This window comes from Arthrobacter sp. P1_D4 (assembly GCF_056406115.1).
This window is the reverse complement of the sequence record NZ_JBFUAU010000026.1, coordinates 13,323-34,061: the sequence shown is the minus strand read 5'-3', so window position 1 is coordinate 34,061 and position 20,739 is coordinate 13,323. Positions and strand designations below refer to the sequence as shown.

The following is a 20,739-nucleotide window of genomic DNA, read 5'->3' as shown; positions in this document are numbered from 1 at the left end:
CTGACGCCGAGGCACGGATAACCTGTGGGTATGAAGAACCTGGACCTCAACCTGCTGCCCCAGCTGCAGGTCCTGCTGGAACTGCGGAACATCTCCCGGGCAGCCGAGAGGCTCCAGCTCAGCCAGCCGGCCACCAGCGCCGCAATGGCCAGGCTCCGGCGCCATTTCGACGACGAACTCCTGGTGCGGAACGGCCGCACCTATGACCTCACGCCGTTCGCACAGTCCCTGGTCCCGCTGGTTGATGAAGCCATGCTTCACATCCAGCGGGCCACGCGCGTCCGGTCCGGCTTCGACGCCGCCACGAGCGAGCGGGAGTTCATTATCGCCGCCTCGGACTACGCGGCGGCCCTGATCGTGGGGCCGCTGCGGGGGATCCTGCGCGAGGAGGCCCCCGGAGTGTCGGTGGATTTCGTTCCCACAGCCAAGTCCGGGATCCAGGGCCAGATGGCCGACTACTCAAAAATCGACCTGCTCGTCGGGCCCACGGGGTACCAGATGCAGGGAGCCAGCAAGCAGCTGTTCCGGGACAGCTTTGTTGCTGTGGCTGACACCGGAAATCCCCTGCTCCAGCAGCCCCGGCTCACTGTGGAGGACCTGGCCACCGTTCCCCACGCCGTCGGCTATTTCGGTGAGGGGATCAGCACCCCGGCGGACAAGCTGTTCGAATCGCGAGGCATTCAGCGCCGCGTGGCGGCTGTGGTGGCCGGGTTCCTGTCCCTGCCACTCCTGGTGGAAGGGACCGACCTCGTGGCGCTCGTCCCCGGGATGCTGGCAGCACGGGCCCAGCGCGGCGCGGATATCGTTGTGCTGGCGTTCTCCGAAGACGCTGAAGCGTCCCTCGTGGAAGCGATGTACTGGCACCCGTCCCAGGCGGAGGACCCCGCCAGCGTCTGGCTGCGTTCCGTGGTCCAGCGGGCCTGTTCGCGGCTGCACGAACTCTTCCCCATCACCGCCCACCCGGTAACTATCCACGCGGCAGATACCACCTAGAACCAAAGCGCCGTTCCCGATCCGGACCATCCCTGCGAAAGTCGAAGAAACGCACTTCGAAAGGGATCCCCCATGCCTGTCTCCAGCCTGCGCCTGGCCGGCAAAACCGCCGTCATCACCGGAACGGCCAGCGGCCAAGGCAGGGCGGCGGCGCTCGCCTTCGCCGAGGCGGGCGCCGTGGTGGTGGGCTGTGACATGGACGACGACGGCGCCGCGGCCACCGTCCGGCAGGTCACCGCAGCCGGGGGCCGGATGAGCAGCAGCCGGGTCGACCTCACGGACGAGGCCGCTGTGGCGGCCTGGGCGCAGGACGTAGCCGCAAACCACGGGCAGGTCCATATCCTCTATGCCAACGCGGCGGTCACCCGCTTCGCCCCGGTGGAGCAGCTCACGTTTGCCGACTGGAAGTGGAATGTCGAACACGAGATGGATGTGGTGTTCCTGCCGGTCAAATACTTCTGGCCACAACTGATCCAGGTGCAGGATGCCGCCATCGTGCTGGTGGGATCCACGGCAGGAGTGACCGGTTCCATGACCAACGGCCGGCTGGCCCACACCGCCACGAAAGGGGCCGTGGTGGCCATGACCAGGCAGCTCGCCGCCGAAGGAGCTCCGCATGGACTCCGCGTCAATACTGTCAGCCCCGGAATGATCCGCACCGCAGCCAGCGAGGGCAACCTCCTGGCCGCCGACCACCCCATGCGGTTCATCGCCGGCAGCATCCCGCTGGGCCGGATCGGCACGCCGGAAGAAGTGGCCAAATGCGCGCTGTTCCTGGCCTCCGACGAAGCGTCATACGTGACGGGCGCCAACCTGATGGTCGACGGCGGCTGGTCGGCCGTGCTGCCGGGCTAGTTGAAATCGTGCACCACGTCAGCGCATGGCGTCGGAGACAGACTTCGCTCCGCCGTGGCCCGACTGGCCGCCGTCCACCGGGATCTCGGCACCGGTCACGAAGGACGAGAGCGGGCTGAGGAGGAACAGCACGACGCCGGCCACTTCCTCCACGCTTCCAGTGCGCCCCAGCGGGGTCTCGGCCATGGTCGCCTGCCTGAATTCGGGCTTAGCGCTCGCCGTCATGGGCGTTTCGATGAAGCCCGGATGGACAGTATTAACCCTTATCCCCCGGGGGCCGAGTTCCATGGCGGCCACCTGGGAAAGGCCCCGCAGTGCCCACTTGCTGGCGGTGTAGGCCACGGGATAGTGCGCGGTGAGGCCTGCGACGGAACCGACATTGACGATGGATGCGGCACTGCCCATCAGCGGTGCGAGGGCCTGGATCCCCAGCAGGCTTCCGGCGACATTGACTTCATAGACGCGCTGCAGGTCAGCCACGGAGGCATCCAGCAACCGGCTCCGCTGGGTGATGCCTGCATTATTGACCAACCCGTCCACCTGCCACCCCTTGGTCTGAATCCAGTGCGCGAGATCGGACCAGCCGGAGGCATCGCAGACGTCCAGTTGGCGGTACACCAGCGCACCGGCCGAAGACGATGACACGGCGGCCAGCGCGGCTGGCATGTCCACTGCGAGGTCTGTGGCAATGACGCGGGCCCCGGCCTCCACCAGCATGCGAGCCTCGGCAGCGCCCTGGCCCTGGCCAGCGCCGGTGACCACCACGGTCCGGCCATCGAGCTGAAGGGAGACCACCCTACGTCCCGGAAGGAACCGTAGAGGCCACCCGGTTGCGCGGACGCTGCCGGGCACGCACGCGGGTCCCCGCGTTGCGGCGTTCACCAACCGTATTCACGATTGTCCCGATGCCTTCCACCGTCATGCGGACCACGTCTCCCGTCTTCAGCGGCGGGGGAGTCTTCGCACCGTTCCGTCCCCAGAGCTCCGCGAGGCAACCGCTGCCGCAGGTGCCGGAGCCCAGCACATCGCCGGGCCGGACCACGGAGTCTTGCGAGGCGTAGGCGACGAGCTCGGCGAACGGCCAGCCCATATTGGACAGCAGGTCCTGCCCGATGGCTTTCCCGTTGACTTCCACGGCCATGGAGATCGGCAGGAACCCCTCGGCGTCGTGCAGGTCCTCGAACTCATCCGCGGTGACAATCCAGGGCCCCAGGGTATTGGCGAAATCCTTTCCCTTGCACGGGCCGAGACTGACCTTCATCTCCCGGCGCTGCAGGTCCCGCGCCGACCAGTCGTTGAGGACGGTGTAGCCGAGGATGTGCCGGTGCGCCTCCGCTGCAGTAAGGTTCCGGCCGTCGCTTCCGGGGACGCGCCCGACGACGGCGGCGACTTCGGTTTCAAAGTCCAGATCCTCGCAGCCCGCCGGAATACCAATCACCTCACCGGTGCCGGTCACCGTATGCGGGTTGGTGAAGTAAAAGGTGGGCGCCTCGTACCATTCGGGCACCACGCCGGCCACGCCGTCGATGCTCTTCCGTACGCCTTCGACGTGTTCCTCGAACGCGACAAAATCCCGAATGGTGGCGGGCGCCAGTGGGGCGAGCAGCTGCACGTCCGCCAGCGGAACGGCCGGGCCAGACCCGATGATCCGCCGGGCCAAACCCAGCGTCTCTTCGAGCCCGGCATCCAAAAGGGTCTGGACACTCTGGCCTGCGGGCAGCGCGTAGCAGTTACCGCCGTCGACGAAGCCGGACTGCGTCCCGCCGTCGTGGTTCCAGCGAGCAATCTTGACCATGAAAGGGTTCCTTAGGCTGTGCGGCGGGCAGTGAGGATGGAAGCGGGCGTGATGCCCAGGGCAGCGGCGTTGCCGGCCAGCACCCTGGCCTCGTCCTCGGCGGAAAGCTGTGCCTCGATGACCTCGGCCACGGGGCGGTCGGAGCCCATGTCGAACGGGTAGTCGGAACCGACCAGCACCTGCCCCGGGCCCGCGGCGGCCACGAGCGCCCGCAGTTCAGCCGGGCTGTGGACCAGGGAGTCGAAGAACAGCTTCTTCACATACGACGACGGCGGCTGGGCGCAGCCGTGTGCCTCCGGCCGGACCCGCCAGGCGTGATCGGAGCGGCCAAGGCTGGTGGGCAGGTAGCCGCCGCCGTGCGCGGCCAGAACCCTCAGGTCCGGGTGCCGGTCCAGGACACCGCTGAAGATCAGGTGGGACAGGGCCACCGCATTTTCCGCGGGCTGGGAGACGGTGTTGGCGAGGTAGAAGCGGTCCAGCCGCTCGTCCAGCGAGCATCCGAAGGGGTGCAGGAAGACCAGGGCACCAAGCTCCTCGGCCCGGCTCCAGAACGGTTCCAGCCTGGGGTCGGAGAGCTCAACGGTGCTGCGCCCCGGGTCGGTGGGGGTGGCGGCGAACGAGCCGATTTCCACGCCGAGCAACCCGCACTCCAGCATGGCGTGATCCAGGGCTTCGACCATCAAGGAAGGGTGCTGCAGCGGGACCAGGCCCAGGCCGTTCAGCCGTTCCGGGGCGCGGTCCACGAACTCCCGCACCGCCTGGTTGGCGGCCTTGGCAACCTGCAGGGCCAGTTCTTCCGCGGCGAAATAGTAGAAGTGCGACGGCGACGGCGAGACGAGCTGCACGTCCACGCCTTGGGCGTCCATGTCCGCAAGACGGCGGTCCAGGTCCGTCAGTTGCGGCCAGCGCTCCTTGATCATCTTTCCCGAAGCGGCCATCGACTCTGGTCCGTTGCGCCGGACTTCCAGGGCCTGTTGAGCGCCGAAGCCCTCGGGATCAGCTTCGGCCACTAATTGCTGCAGGGCCGGAAGCAGGATGTGGGCGTGGACGTCCACGGTGGGTTTTTCAGCAGGGCTGGTGCTCATGCGGGCTCACTGACCAAGCTGGAGACTGAATGCATGAGGCCCGGCACGTTGGCGTCCCGGACGCCGTCGAGCATCCACTGGCCCAGCTGGACGGAGGCGTCGACCACTGCTTTTGCCCGGTCCAGTCGGCGGTCGGTGAACTCTTTCCAGAGTGTCTCGGTGATGTCGTCGGCGCCGATCAGGAGATCGGCCAGCACGGCTGCGTCTTCCATTGCCATGGCAGCACCTTGCGCGATGGTTGGCGGGCAGCTGTGGGCGGCGTCGCCGATGATGACGGTGCGGCCGCGGTTCCACGGCCCGTCCACCAGGTGGGTAGTGAACCACGTGTAGTTGATGCGGGCGCTCTGGTCCAGGTTGGCGCGGATCTCGTTCCATGGGCCGCCGTAGGCAGCGGCGAGGTCGGCCATAATGCGGGGGCCGTCCTCGTGCTTGCGCTCCTGGGCCCTTTCCACAAGGTAGGCGTAGATGGTGTCAGGGCCGGTGGGGCAGTAGCCGGCGATAAAGCAAGGCCCGCCGTACGTCAGGTCGGTGCGGACCACGTCCTGCGGCCGTTCCACGAACGCGCGCCAGATGCCCATGCCCGTGGACCGGGGTTCACTATCGATGCCGATGGCCTTGCGGACAGCTGAGTGCAGGCCGTCGGCGCCGATCAGGAGGTCGTAGCGGGCGGTGCCGCCGTCGGCGGTGCTCACGGTGACGGAGCCGCCGTCGTCTGTTATTTCGGTGACCGTCTTGCCGTAGCTGATCCGTGCGCCTGCCTGCCCGGCACGCTCGCGGAGGATGGCGGTGAGGTCGGGGCGGTACATGCCCAGTGTGGCTGGGAGGTCGTCGCCGCCGGTCCGCATGTCATCCAGCACGGCGATGACGGTGCCGGCGGGGTCCGGGGCGCGCAGGCCGAGGGTGCTGAACGCGTAGCCCTTCGCCTCGATTTGCTCCCAGACGCCCAGCTGGCGGAGGACCCGCAGGGCGTTCCCCTGCAATGTGATTCCAGAGCCAAGGGTTTGCGGGGCATCGGCCTTCTCCAGGATTTCAACCTGGATTCCCGCGTCGGCCAGCAGGATGGCGGCGGTCAGTCCCGCGGCTCCCGCCCCGACGATTCCGACGTTCTGTACTGCTGCCATCGCTGACTCCTTTGTATTGACGGCGTGACTGATGATGGTTGTGGTGCTGTTGTACTGAAAGCTACCGGAGGGCGATCGGGTTGACGGGCGATCCGACGGCGCCGGTAATGGGCAGGGGCGCCGCGGTGAGCAGGAAGTCGTACCTGCCGTCTGCCGCGCAAGCCTGCGCGAGGCCGTCCGGGTCCCACATTTCGCCGAGGAACAGCCCGAGGTTGGGGATGGCGATCTGGTGGAGGGGCTGGAAGGCGCCGTCGAACTCGTTGGGCCGGACCTCGAAACCCCAGGTGTCCGTGGCGATCCCCGCGATTTCACTGCGGTGAAGCCAGGGTGCGGTGCTGAAGGACAGCCCCGGGGCCGAGCCGCCGGCGTAGTCGCCCCAGCCGTCGCGGCGCACCCGGGTGTGCTGTCCGGTGCGGATCACCAGGATGTCGCCCCGGCCAACCTTTGAGCTGGGGCCCTGCAGGTCGATGGTCCGCTGGAGGTGTTCGGGGGTGATGGCGAAACCGTCCGGCAGCTCGCCGTCGTTCCTTCCCAGGTCGGGTCCGAGCGCGCGGCCGACGTCCAGCAGGACGCCGCGGGTGACGATCTTGGCCGCGGCGGTTTCGATGCCGGTGACCAGGTCGCCTTCGGAGGTGACCACGTCCCCTGCGGCACGGCCGTTCCAGGCCTTGCCCTGGTCGAAGATGTGGCCGAGGCCGTCCCACTGGGTGGAGCACTGCAGCGGCATGGCAATGACGTCGTCCGCGCCGCCGAAGCCGTGCGGGAAGCCCTGGTTGCCGCGTTCGGCGTCCACGCCGGTGTCGGTCATGGTGTGGACAGGGTTGGTGCGTCGCCGCCAGCCCTTCTGCGGCCCGTTGGTGTCGAACGGCTGGGACAGCGAGAAGGCCTCGCCCGTCTTTACCAGGGCTGCTGCTTCAATGCGCTTGTCCGCGTCGATGAAGTTCAGGGTCCCAAGGACGTCGTCCTGGCCCCAGCGGCCCCAGTTGTTGTGGGATTCGGCCATGGCGCGGATGCTGCCGAGCGGATCGTCACGCCGGATGACCGGGGCATCGGTGGCTGATTCCCCGGTGCCGGTGGTGGTGGGTGCTGTGTCCTGGCTGGTCACTGCTGGCTGCCTTCAGTGACAACTTCGTCCTTGCAGTGGATGAGCTGGGTGCCCAGGCCCGTAATGGTGCCCTCCATGACGTCGCCGTCCTGGAGCAGCCTTCCCCAGTGCTGGCCGTTGCCGGCGGGGCTTCCGGTGAGCACCAGGTCTCCCGGGCGCAGCGGCATGATCTGGGAAGCCTCGCTGATCAGCTTGGCGACACCGAAGATCATGTCTGAGGTGGACTCGTCCTGCATGGCCTTGCCGTTGAGCTTCAGCGTGACCTGGACGTCCTGCGGGTCGCCGAAGAACTTGGCGGGTACCAGCAGCGGTCCGGTGGGCAGGAAGCCGGGGGCGTTCTTGGCGCGGTACCAGTCCGAGCCGATGGCCGGCATGTCCTTGCGGAACACGTACTCACGGGTGGTGATGTCGTTGACCATGGTGTAGCCGAAGACGTAGTCCAGGGCTTCCTCGGGGGTGACCCGGAACGCCGTCCTGCCGATCACCGCCGCCAGTTCAAGTTCCCAGTCGTGGGACTTGGAGTAGGCAGGCAGGGTGAGGTCGTCCGTGGCGGACGCGATCGCCGTCGGGAGCCCGATGAAGAAGTACGGCGTTCCCTGGCCCGCGCGCTTGTCCATCATTGCGGCGGTCCGGTCCCGGACTTCGTCCTCGTCCTGGCCCGGTTCGCGGTGGGCCGCAGCGAGGTCGATGACGTGCTTGCGGTAGTTGGCGCCGGTCTGAAGGACCTGGACAGGCTCTACCGGGGCGAGGACCTCGATGTCGGCCATGGCCAGGCCGGTGTCCTCGCCGGCCGATGCGGCGATGGCGTCCAGCTGGTTCTCGGTTGTGTCCCAGTGCTCGATCAGGGCGTTGATCTCCCCATCCAGCGGCAGGACGCGGTCGCCGACCAGCAGGCCCGCGCGGGCCTTGCTGTCACCGGTCTCCTGGAACCGGATGAGTGCATATTGTGTTTCGGCCATGGTGTCCTAGCCCCGTCCCTGCTTGGCGTAGGGGTTCAGGAGGGCTTCCTTCATTTCGGGGGAGGCGCCTTCTTCGGTGGCGGTGAAGCCTTCGGCGGGAGGGAAGGATTCGGTCATGGAGTGCGGCATGGCGCCGTTCTTGTAGAAGTTGTTGGATCCTTCGGAGGGCTTCCAGGTGTTGGCTTCCCAGTCCGGGACGTAGTTGCGGTAGCCACCGGAGTTGAGCTCGACGCGCAGTCCTGACGGGTCGCGGAAGTAGAGGAAGTTTTGCTCGCCCACGCCGTGGATGGAGGGGCCGTATTCCATGGCGGTGCCGTTTTCCATCATGACGTCCGCGGTGCGGAGCAGGTCTTCGGTGGCGTCCACCCAGAAGGCGATGTGGTTGACGCGTCCCGCGCGGCTGGAGGTGTCCAGGACCACGCCCAGGTCGTGGGACTTTTCGTTGGTCGTGAGCACGGAGAAGACGGTGATGGGTGCCTCGTCCAGGTCCACGAAGGCCATGACGCGGAAGCCCAGGGCTTCGTTGTACCACTTGGCGAAGCCTCGGACATCGGAGGAGGCCACGGTGACGTGGTCCAGGAAGCGGGGCGCTGCGGCGTGGCTGCTGCGGCGCTCCGGCCGGTCCGGGTAGGTGGATTCAAGACCGGGCTCAGCCACGAACTTCTCAACGTCGAAGAAGAGGCGCATGGGGTGGCCATAGGGGCCGGTGAATTCGTAGGCCTTGCCGTAGCCGTGGCCGCCGGCGGTCCAGCTGCCCTGGATGCCGGTTGCTTCGACGCGCTGGGCTGCGGCTTCCAGACCGGCTTGGGAGTTGGCGCGCCAGGCCATCCGGCCCAGGGAAGCTTCCGGACCTTCGGTGAGGACCAGGCTGTAGCGGTAGTAGTCACCCCAGCAGCGCAGGTAGACGTTGCCGTGCACCCGGTCGATGATGCGCATGCCGAACTTTTCCTCGTAGAACCGTGCCGAGGCTTCGACGTCGGGGGTTGTGATCTCGAGGTGGGCAAGATGGGAGAGGGGAGTTTCCACGTTGAATTCCTTCTAAGTACTGATTGCCGTGAGTGGGTCGCTGCAGGTCTAGTAACCAGACTGAGGCAAAAGAAGTATTCGGTGAAGAGGCGTTTACTGATGCCACCTATTTGTATGGCAGATACCTTGGCCTTAGTGCAGGCCCAACGTAACGAGTTGTCCGATCAGCGGCCGGCCACCGTGCGGCCGAGGGAAAGGAACGACGATGTTCACCCTGCAAATTAGCTATCCGGTCCGGGATTCCGATGCCTTTAAGAACGTCTTTGACAGCGATCCCGCAGGCCGCGCTGACAGGTTCCTATCGGTACTTGATCCCTATCATCGCCATTACGGTGCGGGCTGCTCGGCCGATCCCGAATCCGAGGACACCTCGGGCTGCGGGGTCGGTTCGGTTGCGGGGGCGGGCTCCGGGCTCTGGCCGGTTTCCGGGGCGACGTCCGCTGGGGTGCTGTCGCTTGGTGCGCCGGCTCCCGGCACTGCGGTTCCGGCCGAGCCACTGTCCGCGCCACTGGGGCTACCGTCCGTGGTCAGGCCATCTACTTTGTTGGCGCCTTCCTCGACTTTCGCAGGCACTTGCTCAACTTGCCCAGGTCCTTCCTTCACGTCCTTGGTGGATGCGTCCGTTTTGTCCGGGGCGGTCGGAGTGCCGCTCAGTGCTGTGCCCAGCGTCGTCGTGGGTCCGGTCGCACCGCCCTCGATGCTCGACGCCGACGAGACAAGGCTGGAGATGGGCCTGTTGGTTCCGAATTCGACCGCAGTGACACCGACCATCGCGATAACGAATGCGGCAGCGCTGACTGCCCCGACCTTGATCCAGGTCTTTGGGGTGAACTGCCTCTTCAGCCGTTTGGCTCGAGGTTCGTCGCTCTCGGCCGGAGCGTTGGCGGCCAGTACTTCGCCGTCGTCAGCGGGCAGTCCGCCCCTGCGTCGCTTTGGGATTTTCGTCAATGCCACGCTGGCGGCCGAACTGAGTGTTCGGGCATAGAGAGCGGCGCCCACCGTGGCAACGATGGAACCGAGTGCGGCGCCGATAAGGGTCCCGGCTACGCCTAGAAAGGACCCCACCAAGGCAGAGGTCACCGCGGCCAACGCCGAGCCAATAGTCTGGGCGCCACTTAGCCCCAGGAGCTGTTTCGGCTTGTCTTCGGTAGTGGAGTCGCCCCCGCTAAAAGTTTAGACCTCGGCCGCAGCCCGTCGGGCCCGGGCGGCTCGCACGAGCCCACTGGACACGGCCGCTCCCACGAGGGCGAGCACCGCGAGCACGAGGAACACGATGTGGTAACCGCCGGCTCCCGGATTTGCGTCGAGGATTGTCCCGTAGACGATGAAAGCGAACATCCCTGGTGCATAGCCGACCAGGCATGCGATTCCGAAAGCCGTGCCGCTGGTCTCCTCCGGAATCCCGACCTCGTCCATCGGCGCCCAGAACACACCCCGCATGGTGAAGACGATAAGCGAGAACAGCAGGGTCACGATCATCGCCGGGATCTGGCTGCCCGGATCGGCCGGGAGGAGCAGCAGCACCGCCACCACCGGGATCAGGCACAGGAACGCCAGCCGGATGTACCGGCTCGCACCCTTGACCACCTTGTCCGCGAGGACTCCGCCGATCGGGCCACCGATGATTTTCAGGCCGTACTGGTTGATGATGCCGTAGGCGCCGACCAGCGCGACAGGCAGCCCGTACACGTAGGTCAAATACGGGATGAAATAGGTGAGGCCGCAGTACACGACGTACACCATGAACACGGTGAAGCTCACCCACCACAGCTGCGGCAGCTTCGCGGCACGCCAGATTTCGCCGAGGCCGGCCTTCTGCTTCTTCGCCACGGGCTGCTCGCGCGCCGGCTCGCTTGTCTGATTGCTTGGCTGACTGCGAAGCAGCAGGAACAACAGCACGCCGACGACGACGTCAATGATGGCGTAGAAGGCAATGGCCGCACGGAATCCGCCGGTACCCGAACCGAGCAGGACGAAAATTCCCAGCGCGGAGAACGCCACGGCAGTGTCGACGACACCGCGACCGCCCTCGAGGAGGCCGAAGAGCCGCCCCTGTTCCTTCGAGCCGCCAAGCTGACGGATGCTCTTCAGCAACGCGGGCCAGACCAGGCAGTCCGAGCACACGGCGAGCAGCGCGAACAGGAGCAGGAGTGTGCTGAAGCCGGGGAACGTGCTGAGGAACAGGCCCAGCGCTCCCGTGCCCACGAGTCCGAGCGGGATGAGGATCCGCGTGGAGAAGCGATCGGCGAGGTAGCCGCCGACGATGAAGAGCGCCGTCGCGACCATCGAGTTGACGCTCAGGAGGGTGCCGATCTCAGTGTGGCTGAGGCCCATTGCCTCCTGCATGGGGACGTAGAACGCGTCCTTGAGGTTGGCGAGCTTGTAGATGGTGCCGCCCGCCATGACGAGCAGAGCGAAGCGGATCCACTTGCTCCAGTCGACGCGGTTCGTAGACTTCCCGGGGGTCTGAGTCAATGTGGTCATCGTGCACCTGCCAGGGAGTTCGTTGTGTCGAGCTGTGCGACGGCGATGTCGCGCAGCGAGGCGAGCAGCTCCTTCACATGGGCCACCTGGTGGTCGGCCCAGCCGGGTTCTGCAGCGAGCAGTTCATCCCGGGTCCATCCGGGCGGGATGCCGGTAGTGCTCAGATCGCGGTACGGGATGAAAGGGTCCGCGCCTTCGCCGGCGTGGCGGAAGGCGGGAGCGTAGTAAAGATTTTCCTGTTCGAGGGCCAGGGCGATGACCTGGGGCTCGTCCTCGCCGAGCATCAGGAGCTCGAAGAGCATCCGCGCACCGGGCAAGTCGTCCTCAGGGCTTCCCTGCAGCACACCGCGGTGACCGTAGCCGTCCCCCTCGGGAAGAACATGGACCCCTTTCAGGTGCACCTGCAGGATGTGCGGCGCGAGCGCGGAGAGGGCATCCATGGGACGCTCGCAGGCATTGATCATATTCCCGAAATCGAACATGGCGTGCAGGCGCGGATGGGAGACCCGGCGCAGCAACTCGGCGATCTCGGTGGAGCGCAGTTCCTCGTGCTGCTCGAAGGAGAAGTGCAGATCGTGCGCGTCTGCGAGCACGGCGAGCCGGCGCAGGTCCTGCTCGATCAGTGTCATCACCTGCGAGAGCGTGCCCTCGAAGCGCGAGTAGACGCGGATGTGCCGGACGCCGAGGACCCCCGCGATGCGGACTACCTCGTCCACGTCCGCGCGCAGGGTGGTGCTGATTTCGAGGTGGATCCCCAGACCCAGGTGGCGCGCGCGGTCGGCGAACTCGCGAAGCCTGTTCTCGCTCATCCGGCCCAGGCTCCGCTCCTCGCCGTCGAGGAGGTGGATGCAGGCGCCGGCCAGGCCGTGCCGATGCGCGAAGTCGAGCACATCATCGGGCCCGTACCCGCCGTAGGTCAGGTTGCCAAGGAGGGCGTAGGCGTGGGCGAACAGAGGGGCGCGGTCGATCCGTTCGATCAGGGTCCGGGCCAGCTCGTCGGTCAGGCGGGACAGGGACTCGATCTCCTCTTGGTTGAGGCGGGATCTTAGGAGCGCCTGAAATTGGGCATCGGCAGGGGGCATCGTTGGCTCCTCGGGAGGCGGGTCAGGGGTGGTGGCGAATGTCACTCATCATTTGTACGCCGGTAATGGATCGCAATAAAGATCCATTAAGGCCACAGTCGTTAAGTCCATTCAGGAACCTGGGGCGATGCGCTCCCATCGGTCCCACGCGGCGGCCATCCTGCCGACAGCCTGCGGCATGTGCTCCTCCGCGGTGCCGGCGAACCCGATCAGCAGCGCCGGGGGGAGCTGCCGGGTGAGCCGGTACTCGCCGAGAGGGTAGGTGTACACCCGGCCCGCGGCCAGTCCCCTGGCTACCTCGATATCGTCGACCGGTTCACGGAGCCAACCCATGACGTGCAGGCCGGCGTCGACCGGGGCGGCTTCAATCCTGTGGCTCAACTGGTGATCGATTGCTTCGAGCAGGGCGTCCTGCCGTGCCGCGTAGAGACGCCGGGTGCGGCGAAGGTGGGCGTGCAGATGCCCTTCCGACAGGAAGTCCGTGAGGGCCATCTGGAGCACCATCGCGGGCGGGCGTCCAATGACCGATGATGCGGATGCGAACGGCTTCACCAGGTCCTCCGGCAGCACGCAGTATCCGAGGCGGATCGACGGCGCGAGCACCTTGCTGAAGGAGCCCACAGTGATCACCTGCCTGCTCAAATCGAGCCCGAACAGGGTTGGGAGGAATTTCCCGCGGTAGCGCAGCTCGCTGTCGCAGTCGTCCTCGACGATCCAGCTCCCGTTTCGTTGCGCCCACGCGATCCACTCCGCCCTTCGCCCCGGGCTCATCGCAATGCCGAGCGGATGCTGCCGCGCGGGGGTCAGGCAGGCCAGGCGTGCCGGAGCCGCGTCGTCGTCCGGGAGGACTGCTCCCTCGCCGTCGACGGGGACGCCTCGGACAGGACAGCCCTGGGACTGGAAGGCGAGCCGTCCGGAGATGTGCCCCGGGTCCTCGACGACGACGGGGTCGCCGGCGTCGAGCAGGAGAACCGCCAGCACGTTGAAGGCCTGCTGCGCACCGGAGGTGACGACCACCTGGTCCGCCGTGCACCCCAGGGCTCTCACGTCGTTGACGTATTCCGCGATCGCTTCCCGCAGTGGGCGGTAGCCGTGGGGATCGCTGTACCCGATCGCAAGCGGATCGGTGCGCCCGGCATGGCGCCCCAACAGGCGCTTCCAGGTCGCCGCGGGGAAAGCCGAGGACGCAACCTGGCTGGCAACGAACGATTCGGTCTCTGCCGGCGCCCACGTGTGCGGCGCCTCGCTGAACAGGTCGGTGCCCCGCGAAGAGGTGGCGGCTCCGCGTTCGGACAGCGGCGGCCGGGACATCGGCCTGTGCGGGGCGGCATCGCTCCACAGGGTGTCGACGTACGTGCCGTCACCCGCACGTGAGCGCAGGAAGCCCTCAGCAGTGAGTTGCTCGAACGCAGACACGACAGTAATCCGCGATACTCCCAGCTCGGTGACGAGCGTGCGGGTCGAGGGCAAGCGGGTTCCGCTCGGCATTGAACCCGTCAGGATCTGGGTGCGCAACTGCGCATACAGCTGCTGGTGCAAAGGCTCAGCCGCTGCGCGGTCGAGCTCAAGTCCGGCCAGCAGTCGGCCGCCAGCGCTCTTCATCCCGCGAACCGCGGAGCTGATTTCACCATGGCCCCATTTTACGGGCCCGATTCCAGCTGCCGTCGGTCCGGACGTTGCGCCAGATGGCGGGATCGTTGGACAGGCCGCGGTTCCCGGCGGCATATCCGAGCCACCCGGACGGGCGGGTGCCTAAACCAGCGGCCACGGGTAGCGCATGCCGGTGCGGTCAACCGGCAGGACCCGTGCGTGCAGCAGGCGCTGGACGCGGCGCTGCAGGGCGGTGACCTCGTCGTCGTCGAGGAGCTCGGCCACCTCGGGAGGAGCGGCCTCGGCGAGCGGGGCGATGTCCTCGAGCAGGGCATCGGGGATGGGGTCGCCGGCGAAGTCCCAGATCACGGTGCGGAGTTTGAAACTCGCGGAGAAGCAGAGCCCGTGGTCGATGCCCCAGACCCGTCCGTCGTCGCCGCGCAGCACGTGCCCGCTTTTGCGGTCCGTGTTGTTGGCGACGTAATCGAACAGGGCGATGCGGGCCAGGTCGCGGTGGGTCTCTGGGGCGTCTTCGAACAGCGTGAAGTAGTGCTCTCCGAAGTCGCACTCGATGAACCACTGCAGCGACCCGACCCCCAACGGGGCTTCCTCGCGGATCACGGTCGGCGGCACGAGGCCCCACGACAGGGACTCGCTGAGCAGGTAGGCGGCGCGTTCGCGCTTGTAGAGTCCGGGCTCGAAATCGGACAACGGCCGTTCGCCGGCCTCCGGCTTGTAGACCGCGTACCCCTCGTCTTCGTCGCAGGAGACCTGGACCAGGAACGTCTCGTTGCTGCTGCGCGGGATGCGCCCGAGCAGCTCGACGCGGCCCTCGGCGAGCAGGGTCAGCTCCCGGCCGGACACCGGCTGCCCCAATTCATGACGCGCTCAGCCCGCTGAGCGGTTCCGACGTCGAATTCACCATCAACACGGCCGGGTCCTGCCCCTCCACAAACGAGATGGCCGACACCGAGCCCGGGCTGATAACGATCCTTTGGAAAAGGTCCAGCGGCGTCCCCAGAGCGTGGGCGACGGCGGCCTTGATGGGATCGGCGTGGGAGAAGCAGACCACGACACCCCCGGCGTGGGCCGCGCACAGGGGCTCTAGTGCTCCGATGATCCGCGCCTGCATCTCCGTGAAGCTCTCACCGTTCGGGAAACGGAAGGCGGATGGGCTGTGCTGCACGGTCTGCCACTCGGGCAGGGCCGCCAGGTCCGCGATCGCGGCACCGGTCCATTCGCCGAAATCGCACTCCAGCAGCCCGTCGTCGTGCGCCACCGCCAGTCCCGTGCGGGCCGCCGTCGGCTCTGCCGTTTCGCAGGCGCGCTCCAGCGGGGAGGAATAGAGGGCGTCGACGGACAAGCCCGCGAGCCGTTCTGCGACCCGTTCCGCCTGGGCCCGGCCCCGGTCGGACAGATGCAGTCCGGGGGCGCGCCCTGGGAGCACCATGCCCGTGGTCGGCGTTTCCCCGTGGCGCACCAGAAGCAGGAGCGTGCCCTGCCGCTCGGGTGAGGTCGCGGGGGCCGGAGGTGCCGGCGCGGTTGATGCAGCCATCAGCATTAAGCGTAGCGGCAGGGGTCCCCGCCCGAGCTTGCGAGGGTGGGGGAGCTGCAGAGCGGTATTCCGCACTTCACGCCAACGCGCAGGAATCTGCAAGAATCCCTCGATTCCCCGCACGGGAGAGGTCTACGGTGGAGGAGTGAGTGATCGCCCCGATATCTTCACTGTTGGTGAACTGCGTGCCGCCGGCCACGTCCACAAGGACCTGCGCCGCGAAATCCGCGACAACCTGCTCGCGGCCCTTGCTGCCGGTCGGGATCCCTGGCCCGGGATGTTCGGGTTCAGCCGGACCGTCCTGCCCCAGCTCGAGCGGGCCCTGCTCGCCGGGCACGACGTCGTCCTGCTCGGCGAACGGGGCCAGGGCAAGACGCGGCTCCTGCGCACCCTGGCCGGGCTGCTGGACGAGTGGTCGCCGGTGATCGAGGACTCGGAACTGAACGAACACCCGTACGAACCCATCACGGAGCACTCCCGCGCCCTGGCCCTCACTGAGGGGGACCGGCTTCGGGTGGCGTGGCGGCACCGCTCGGAACGGTACGTCGAAAAGCTCGCGACGCCGGACACGTCCGTCGCGGACCTGATCGGCGACGTCGACCCGATGCGGGTGGCCGAGGGACGCCGTCTCGGGGACCCGGAAACCATCCACTACGGCCTGGTCCCGCGCTCCAACCGCGGAATCATCGCCATCAACGAGCTGCCCGACCTGGCCGAGCGGATCCAGGTCTCGATGCTCAACGTGATGGAGGAACGCGACATCCAGATCCGCGGCTACGTACTGCGGCTGCCGCTGGACGTCCTGGTGGTCGCGTCCGCCAACCCGGAGGACTACACGAACCGCGGCCGCATCATCACGCCCCTGCGGGACCGGTTCGGCGCCGAGATCCGCACCCACTACCCGATCGAGCTCGACGACGAGGTCGCCGTCATCCGGCAGGAGGGGCAGCTGGTGGCGGGCGTCCCGCCCGTCATCCTCGAGATTCTGGCCCGCTACACCCGGGCCCTGCGGCAGTCGCCGGCGGTGAACCAGACCTCCGGGGTTTCCGCCAGGTTCGCCATCGCCGGCGCCGAAACCGTCGCCGCGGCGGCCCTGCGCCGGGCCAGCGTGCGCGGCGAGGACGAGGCCGTCGCCCGGATCATCGACCTGGACGCCGCCGTGGACGTCCTCGCCGGAAAGATCGAGTTCGAATCCGGTGAGGAAGGGCGGGAACAGGACGTCCTGGACCACCTCCTGCGCATGGCCACCGCGGAAGCCGTCCGGGCCCACTTCCACGGCCTGGACATGGGCCCGCTCGTGGCCGCGCTCGACGGCCACGCCACGGTCACCACCGGGGAACTGGTCACCGCGCGGGAGTTCCTCCACAACCTCCCGTCCCTCAACGGATCCAGCCTCTATGACGACATCAGTGAGCGCCTGGGCGCGACAAACGACGGGCAGCGCGCCGCCGCCGTCGAACTTGCGCTGGAAGGGCTCTACCTCGCCCGGCGGATCTCCAAGGAGTCCGACGACGAGGAGACGATCTACGGGTAGGCAGCTTTACGGCTAAGGAGGCCTCATGACCGCTCACAACCGGTCCAGGTACGGCCGGTACACGGGAGGACCGGATCCGCTCGCCCCGCCGGTGGACCTGGCGGAGGCGCTGGACGCCGTCGCCGAGGACGTCATGGCCGGCTACTCGCCCCGGCACGCCCTCCGGGAATTCCTGCGCCGCGGCGGCCGGAACCGGGAAGGCCTCGACGACCTCGCCGGTCGTGTCCAGCAGCGGCGCAGTGAACTGCTGGGCCGGCACAACCTGGACGGCACCCTCAGCGAAGTCCAGAAGCTGCTTGAGACTGCGGTGCTGGAGGAGCGCAAACAACTAGCCCGCGACGCCATGATGGACAACACCGACCGCGCCTTCCGGGAGATGCAACTGCAGAACCTGCCGCGCTCCACGGCGGCGGCGGTCAACGAGCTCGCCTCCTATGACTGGCAGTCCAGCACCGCGCGGGAGGCCTACGAGCGGATCAAGGACCTGCTCGGCCGCGAACTCCTGGACCAGCGGTTCGCGGGTATGAAGGAGGCGCTCGAGGGCGCCACCGAGGAGGACCGCGCGGCCGTGGCCGAGATGCTGCAGGACCTCAACGGGCTCCTCGACAAACACCGCCGCAGCGAGGACACCGAGGCGGACTTCCAGGCATTCATGGCCAAACACGGCCAGTTCTTCCCGGAGAACCCGCAGTCGGTCGAGGAGCTGGTGGACGCGCTCGCCCAGCGCGCGGCCGCCGCGCAGCGGCTCCTGCAATCCATGTCCGCCGAGCAGCGCGAGGAGCTGATGCGACTCTCCGCCCAGGCGTTCGGCTCGCCCGAGCTTATGGCACAGCTGGGCCAACTCGATTCCAACCTGCAGGCTTTGCGCCCCGGCGAGGACTGGTCCGGCTCCGAACGCTTCGAGGGCGAGGAAGGACTCGGACTCGGCGACGGCACCGGCGTGCTCCAGGACATCGCCGAACTGGACGAGCTGGCCGAACAGCTTTCCCAGGCCTACAGCGGGTCACGCCTTGATGACCTGGACCTGGACGCCCTCGCCCGCCAGCTCGGACAGAATGCCGCCGTGTCGGCCAGCACCCTCGCGGAGATCGAGCGGGCCATGCAGGATGGCGGCTTCCTCCAGCGCGGCGCCGACGGTGATCTCCGGCTGTCCCCGCAGGCCATGCGGCGGCTCGGCAGGTCGCTGTTGCGGGACACCGCCAAGCAGCTCTCCGGCCGGCAGGGCCGCCGGGACACGCGGGTTGCCGGGGCGGCCGGGGAGCAGACCGGCTCCAGCCGCCAATGGGAGTTCGGCGACGCCGAGCCGTGGGACGTCACCCGCACCATCACCAACGCGATCCGCCGCACGATCGCCGACGGCGGTGACCCGGGCCGCGGACTGCGGCTCGCCGTGGGCGACATCGAAGTCACGGAGACGGAGGCGCGGACACAGGCCGCCGTCGTCCTGCTTGCGGACGTGTCCTTCTCGATGGCCGCCGAGGGACGCTGGGTGCCTATGAAACGCACCGCACTCGCCCTGCACCACCTCGTCTCAACCCGGTTCCGCGGCGACCGGCTGCAGCTGATCACGTTCGGCCGCTACGCGCAGACCATGGACATTGGCGAGCTCACGGCCCTGCCGGCCCTGCGGGAGCAGGGAACCAACCTGCACCACGGCCTGCTGCTGGCCGGCCGGTTCTTCCGCCAGCACCCGTCGATGCAGCCCGTCCTCCTCGTGGTGACCGACGGCGAACCCACCGCGCACCTGCTGGCCGACGGCGAGTCCTGGTTCTGCTGGCCGCCGGACCCGGAGACCATCCGCGTGACGGTCGCCGAACTGGACCGCCTGGCCCGTGCCGGCACGCAGGCGACGTTCTTCCGGCTCGGCGACGACCCTTCCTTGGAACGTTTCGTCCAGCGGATGGCCCGCCGCATCGACGGCCGCGTGGTGGCGCCCGAGGCCGGGGACCTGGGCGCGGCCGTGGTGGGCGAATACCTCCGCGCCCACTTCCGCGGACGCCCCTACGACGACGCCGACTGGGCCCAATAGACGCTGCTCAATAGACGACCGCACCGGGAGTGATGCACGTGACCACCATGCCTGCCGAGGGAGTCGGGTTCCGCTCCAAACGCGGACCCGTCCTCATTGCCCTGATGCTCTCCACCGGCCTGGTGGCGATCGACGCGACCGTGGTGGCGACAGCCGTGCCCGCGATCGTGCACGACATTGGCGGGTTCACGTCGTTCCCCTGGCTGTTCTCCGCCTATCTGCTGGCGCAGGCCGTGTCCGTCCCGGTCTACGCAAAGCTTTCCGACACCATCGGCCGCAAGCCGATCATGCTGATCGGAATCGGCCTGTTCTTGCTCGGCTCGATCCTGTGCGGAGCCGCCTGGAGCATGCCGGCCCTCATCGCCTTCCGCGTCGTGCAGGGCCTGGGCGCCGGCGCGGTCCAGCCGATGGCCATCACCATCGCCGGCGATATCTACACCCTGGCCGAGCGGGCAAAAGTGCAGGGCTACCTGGCGAGCGTGTGGGCTGTCTCCTCAGTGGTGGGCCCGACGCTCGGGGGAGTGTTTGCCTCGCTCGGGATCTGGCGCGGCATTTTCCTCGTGAACGTCCCTCTCTGCCTGGTGGCCGGATGGATGCTGGTCCGGTCGTTCCACGAGAACATCGAGCCCGTGAAGCACCGGGTCGACTATCTGGGCTCGGGGCTGCTCACTGTCTCGCTCACGCTGCTTATTCTCGGGGCCCTCGAGGGCGGCCAGGCCTGGGCCTGGGACTCCGGCATCAGCGACGCAGTGTTCGCCGGCGGTGCCCTCCTGTTCGTCGCGTTTATCCTTGTCGAACGGCGGGCGGCGGAGCCGGTCCTGCCTTCGTGGGTGGTGTCCCGGCGGCTGCTGGCGACGACGGCGTTGGTCGCTTTCGGCGTGGGAGCGGTCATGCTGGGCATCACATCGTACGTTCCGACGTTCCTCGTAGGAGCCCTCTCGACCTCCCCGATCGTGGCCGGGCTCGCCCTGGCGGCGCTGACCATCGGCTGGCCGATCAGTGCGTCCCAGTCAGGGCGCCTGTACCTGCGCATCGGGTTCCGGAACACTGCCCTGATCGGCATCACGGTCACCGTCATCGGCACGGGAGTCCTGGCCGTCACCGCCTCCGTCCCCAACGTTGCGCTCGTCGCCGTCAGCTGCTTCATCGTCGGGCTCGGACTCGGGCTGGTCGCGACACCGACCCTGATCGCCGCCCAGACGAGCGTCGAATGGAACGAGCGCGGCGTGGTCACCGGCACCAACCTTTTCGCCCGGTCGATCGGCAGCTCCATCGGCGTCGCCGTCTTCGGCGCGATAGCGAACGCTGTCTACGCCGGCACCCCGCACGGCGACACGGATCCCCACACAATCGTGGCGGCCTCATCCGCCGTGTTCCTGGCCGTCATGATCGCCGCCGTCCTCACCGTCGTCGCCGTCATCGGCATGCCCGCGACGAAACCCGTCAAGCAGACCCAGGCCGCCGCGCGAGGATCATCCAGCAGCGGATGACCGCGGTTCCGCTGTCACTTTTGGGGTCTTGCTGGG

At 67.5% G+C, this 20,739-nt stretch carries 18 protein-coding genes; 5 read left to right on the top strand and 13 right to left on the bottom strand.

Annotated elements, in window-relative coordinates:
- The first annotated feature begins 30 nt into the window (after positions 1-30).
- Positions 31-993, top strand: a complete 963-nt coding sequence (locus AC1D0A_RS20410; RefSeq protein WP_243180843.1) for a LysR family transcriptional regulator — start codon at positions 31-33, stop codon at positions 991-993.
- A 72-nt stretch (positions 994-1,065) separates the two neighbouring features.
- Complete coding sequence (locus AC1D0A_RS20405) at positions 1,066-1,848, top strand: SDR family NAD(P)-dependent oxidoreductase (RefSeq protein WP_476946670.1); 783 nt, start codon at positions 1,066-1,068, stop codon at positions 1,846-1,848.
- An 18-nt stretch (positions 1,849-1,866) separates the two neighbouring features.
- On the opposite strand, the gene AC1D0A_RS20400 is transcribed toward AC1D0A_RS20405, so the two are convergent.
- The 13 genes from AC1D0A_RS20400 to AC1D0A_RS20340 form a co-directional block, all read right to left on the bottom strand.
- A complete protein-coding gene (locus AC1D0A_RS20400) occupies positions 1,867-2,643 on the bottom strand; it encodes an SDR family NAD(P)-dependent oxidoreductase (protein ID WP_476946669.1) in 777 nt (258 codons plus the stop codon).
- A 1-nt stretch (position 2,644) separates the two neighbouring features.
- On the bottom strand, positions 2,645-3,643 hold the full coding sequence (locus tag AC1D0A_RS20395) for a fumarylacetoacetate hydrolase family protein (RefSeq protein WP_476946668.1): 999 nt from the start codon (positions 3,641-3,643) through the stop codon (positions 2,645-2,647).
- Between the two features lie 11 nt (positions 3,644-3,654).
- Positions 3,655-4,728, bottom strand: coding sequence for an amidohydrolase family protein (locus tag AC1D0A_RS20390; protein ID WP_476946667.1), 1,074 nt, complete (start codon positions 4,726-4,728; stop codon positions 3,655-3,657).
- Entirely contained in the window at positions 4,725-5,849 is a 1,125-nt protein-coding gene (locus AC1D0A_RS20385; RefSeq protein ID WP_028275799.1) for an FAD-dependent monooxygenase, read from the bottom strand. Before AC1D0A_RS20385 ends, AC1D0A_RS20390 begins: the two co-directional genes overlap by 4 nt.
- Positions 5,850-5,910: 61 nt before the next feature.
- Entirely contained in the window at positions 5,911-6,954 is a 1,044-nt protein-coding gene (locus AC1D0A_RS20380) for a cyclase family protein (protein WP_476946666.1), read from the bottom strand.
- Positions 6,951-7,913, bottom strand: coding sequence for a fumarylacetoacetate hydrolase family protein (locus tag AC1D0A_RS20375; RefSeq protein WP_476946665.1), 963 nt, complete (start codon positions 7,911-7,913; stop codon positions 6,951-6,953). Before AC1D0A_RS20375 ends, AC1D0A_RS20380 begins: the two co-directional genes overlap by 4 nt.
- Positions 7,914-7,919: 6 nt before the next feature.
- Positions 7,920-8,939, bottom strand: coding sequence for a VOC family protein (locus AC1D0A_RS20370; RefSeq protein WP_476946664.1), 1,020 nt, complete (start codon positions 8,937-8,939; stop codon positions 7,920-7,922).
- 327 nt (positions 8,940-9,266) lie between these two features.
- Positions 9,267-10,004: a hypothetical protein gene (locus AC1D0A_RS20365; protein WP_476946663.1), complete on the bottom strand. Its 738-nt coding sequence runs from the start codon at positions 10,002-10,004 to the stop codon at positions 9,267-9,269.
- 108 nt (positions 10,005-10,112) lie between these two features.
- Positions 10,113-11,423: an MFS transporter gene (locus tag AC1D0A_RS20360; RefSeq protein WP_476946662.1), complete on the bottom strand. Its 1,311-nt coding sequence runs from the start codon at positions 11,421-11,423 to the stop codon at positions 10,113-10,115.
- On the bottom strand, positions 11,420-12,505 hold the full coding sequence (locus tag AC1D0A_RS20355; protein WP_476946661.1) for a sugar phosphate isomerase/epimerase family protein: 1,086 nt from the start codon (positions 12,503-12,505) through the stop codon (positions 11,420-11,422). Before AC1D0A_RS20355 ends, AC1D0A_RS20360 begins: the two co-directional genes overlap by 4 nt.
- 111 nt (positions 12,506-12,616) lie before the next feature.
- Positions 12,617-14,107, bottom strand: coding sequence for a MocR-like pyridoxine biosynthesis transcription factor PdxR (pdxR, locus tag AC1D0A_RS20350; RefSeq protein WP_476946660.1), 1,491 nt, complete (start codon positions 14,105-14,107; stop codon positions 12,617-12,619).
- Between the two features lie 150 nt (positions 14,108-14,257).
- Positions 14,258-14,959, bottom strand: a complete 702-nt coding sequence (locus tag AC1D0A_RS20345) for an SCO1664 family protein (protein ID WP_476946659.1) — start codon at positions 14,957-14,959, stop codon at positions 14,258-14,260.
- A 13-nt stretch (positions 14,960-14,972) separates the two neighbouring features.
- Entirely contained in the window at positions 14,973-15,656 is a 684-nt protein-coding gene (locus AC1D0A_RS20340; protein WP_476946658.1) for an MSMEG_4193 family putative phosphomutase, read from the bottom strand.
- A 139-nt stretch (positions 15,657-15,795) separates the two neighbouring features.
- Between AC1D0A_RS20340 and AC1D0A_RS20335 the strand changes: the two genes are divergently transcribed.
- The 3 genes from AC1D0A_RS20335 to AC1D0A_RS20325 are packed head-to-tail and all read left to right on the top strand — an operon-like array spanning position 15,796 to position 20,703.
- Positions 15,796-17,184, top strand: a complete 1,389-nt coding sequence (locus AC1D0A_RS20335; protein ID WP_243180868.1) for a sigma 54-interacting transcriptional regulator — start codon at positions 15,796-15,798, stop codon at positions 17,182-17,184.
- Positions 17,185-17,209: 25 nt separating this feature from the next.
- Positions 17,210-19,213 (top strand): vWA domain-containing protein, encoded by a 2,004-nt coding sequence (locus AC1D0A_RS20330; protein ID WP_476946657.1) that lies wholly within the window; start codon positions 17,210-17,212, stop codon positions 19,211-19,213.
- 32 nt (positions 19,214-19,245) lie between these two features.
- Positions 19,246-20,703: an MFS transporter gene (locus AC1D0A_RS20325; RefSeq protein WP_476946656.1), complete on the top strand. Its 1,458-nt coding sequence runs from the start codon at positions 19,246-19,248 to the stop codon at positions 20,701-20,703.
- The last annotated feature ends 36 nt before the right edge of the window (positions 20,704-20,739 follow it).